Annotated in this window: 3 protein-coding genes and 1 pseudogene; all 4 read right to left on the bottom strand. The window is 62.3% G+C overall.

Features of this window, described 5'->3' with window-relative positions; all coding sequences use genetic code 11:
* Positions 1–87 (bottom strand): annotated as a pseudogene (locus EOA28_RS33545) (monothiol glutaredoxin, Grx4 family); the annotation flags it as partial.
* Between the two features lie 152 nt (positions 88–239).
* Positions 240–473: a BolA family transcriptional regulator gene (locus tag EOA28_RS33540; protein WP_006206026.1), complete on the bottom strand. Its 234-nt coding sequence runs from the start codon at positions 471–473 to the stop codon at positions 240–242.
* 107 nt (positions 474–580) lie between these two features.
* Complete coding sequence (locus EOA28_RS33535; RefSeq protein ID WP_127250883.1) at positions 581–1,108, bottom strand: hypothetical protein; 528 nt, start codon at positions 1,106–1,108, stop codon at positions 581–583.
* Positions 1,109–1,200: 92 nt separating this feature from the next.
* Positions 1,201–2,154: AIR synthase related protein (locus EOA28_RS33530; protein ID WP_245501663.1), on the bottom strand; the 954-nt coding region annotated here is incomplete at its 5' end.

Raw genomic sequence — 2,154 nt, 5'->3', positions numbered from 1 at the left:
TTGCGGGAAGCCCGGGGTGCCCTTCATGAAGAGCACGACGTCGTTGCTCTTCACTTCATTGTCGATGTAGTCGCTGATGCCGGTCATGGACAATCCTTTCACGCCTGTGGGAGTCAGGCTCGAAGCATGTCCTTCAAATAAACCCATAGGGTGGCTGAAACAAGACGTTAGCCGAGACACTGGCCCAATGGCGCAAGGGATAACGCGATGTTGTGCCAAGCCTGAGAGGATGGCAGCGTTCAGTCCGGGACGCTGGTCTGCAGCGCCAGCGCGTGCAGCACGCCGCCCATATTGCCCTTCAGCGCGTCATAGACCATCTGGTGCTGCTGGACCCGGCTCTTGCCCCGGAAGCTTTCGGCAACGACCTCCGCCGCGTAATGGTCGCCGTCGCCGGCGAGATCACGGATCGTCACCTTGGCGTCCGGAATGCCTTCCTTGATCAGTTTTTCGATGTCGTGTGCATCCATTGCCATGGCAAAATCCTGTTTCAAGCGGGGCAGCTAGGCAGCACCTATGATCTGACTCGCGAGCCTAAAGCCTTTCCGACCCGGATTGAAGCCGTTCCGTCCGCGACAGCGGCCTAAGAATTATCCTGCTTCGAATGGACCACGCCGTCTTCGGTGACGTCATCGCGGGTCGAGAAGGCCCGGCCAAGGCTGAAGGTGAGTATATAAAGCGGGATGTTGATCAGCAGGCCGACGATCGGAAGATAGCTCGTCATTCGCCAGGCGGACGAGAAGAAGGGTTGGCCATAGCCGTCGCAGATCAAGGACGAGCCATAGTCCCAAGTCGCTCCGATGATCGCGGCAACGATGAAGAGCTTGATGCAGGTCGCGATATGCCGTGTTCGCGCCGGCTCCGGCGCTAGCCTGTCCCACAGCACCAGGCAGACGATCGGAACCGCGTAGATCAGGGTCTGCAAGACGAGCATCGGCAAAGTGGCATTGGCCGCGGCCAGGAACCCGTCGCGAGTTTCCAGCCGTGCGCACGCCTCGCTCGAGGTGGTCGACAGCAATAAGAAAACGAACGGGCCGAGGAACCAGAAGAAGAACAGCGAAGGCCAGAAGACGACTGCGATCAGCGCCTTCACAGTTAAATCATGTCGCATAAAAAAGGATTTATGCAACATGATTTAAGTCTTTTGTCGTAAGCATGTCTTTTCCCGAAACCGCTGCACACTTTCGGGAGACATGCTTCTGGTCAACTGGCCTGGTCCATGAAGCGCGGGAACCAGCCTTCATGGGCAGCCTTCAGCTCGCTGACCGGGACCGGCCGTGCGTCACCCAGTTTCAAGTCACGCCCTCCGGTGGTGCCGATCCAGGGCGCGAAGATGCCGAGCTTCTCCTGTTCCTGGCGGATCCTGTCCCATTCGCCGCTCTGCGGGTCGATCGACAGCGTCAGCAGGTAGCGGCCCTGGTCCTCGCCGAACCAGACCGGAATCGGATCGGTGCCGGTGAGCCCCGGAATGGCGGCGCCAATGCCGGAGGCCATCGCCATTTCGGCGAGCGCTATCGCCAGGCCGCCGTCGGAGATGTCGTGCGCGGCGGTGACGACGCCGAATGCAATCAGCGAGCGCACATGGTCGCCGACGCGCTTTTCATGCGCGAGATCGACCGGCGGCGGCGGACCGTCGGCGCGGCCGTGGATGTCGCGCATATAGACGGACTGGCCGAGATGGCTGCCCCAGCTCGGCGGCGCGCCGACCAGCACGATCATCTGGCCCTCGGCGGCAAAGCCGATGCGCGCCATCTTCGACCAGTCGGCGATCAGCCCGACGCCGCCGATGGTCGGCGTCGGCAGGATGCCGCGGCCATTGGTTTCGTTGTAGAGCGAGACATTGCCGGAGACGATCGGGAAGCCAAGCGCCCGGCAGGCATCGCCGATGCCCTTAACGGCACCGACGAACTGGCCCATGATCTCGGGCCGCTCCGGATTGCCGAAATTGAGGTTGTCGGTGGCGGCGAGCGGCAGCGCGCCGGTGGCGGTCAGGTTGCGCCAGCATTCGGCCACGGCCTGCTTGCCGCCTTCGTAAGGGTCGGCCTCGCAGTAGCGGGGCGTGACGTCGGAAGAGAAGGCGAGCGCCTTGGTCGGATGGCCCTCGACGCGCACCACGCCGGCGTCGCCGCCCGGAAGCTGCAGTGAGTTGCCCTGGAT

It is taken from the genome of Mesorhizobium sp. M2A.F.Ca.ET.067.02.1.1 (assembly GCF_004023285.1).
Taxonomy (GTDB): Bacteria; Pseudomonadota; Alphaproteobacteria; order Rhizobiales; family Rhizobiaceae; genus Mesorhizobium.
Note: the sequence above shows the minus strand (reverse complement) of the source record. Positions and strands in the feature narration are given on the sequence as shown.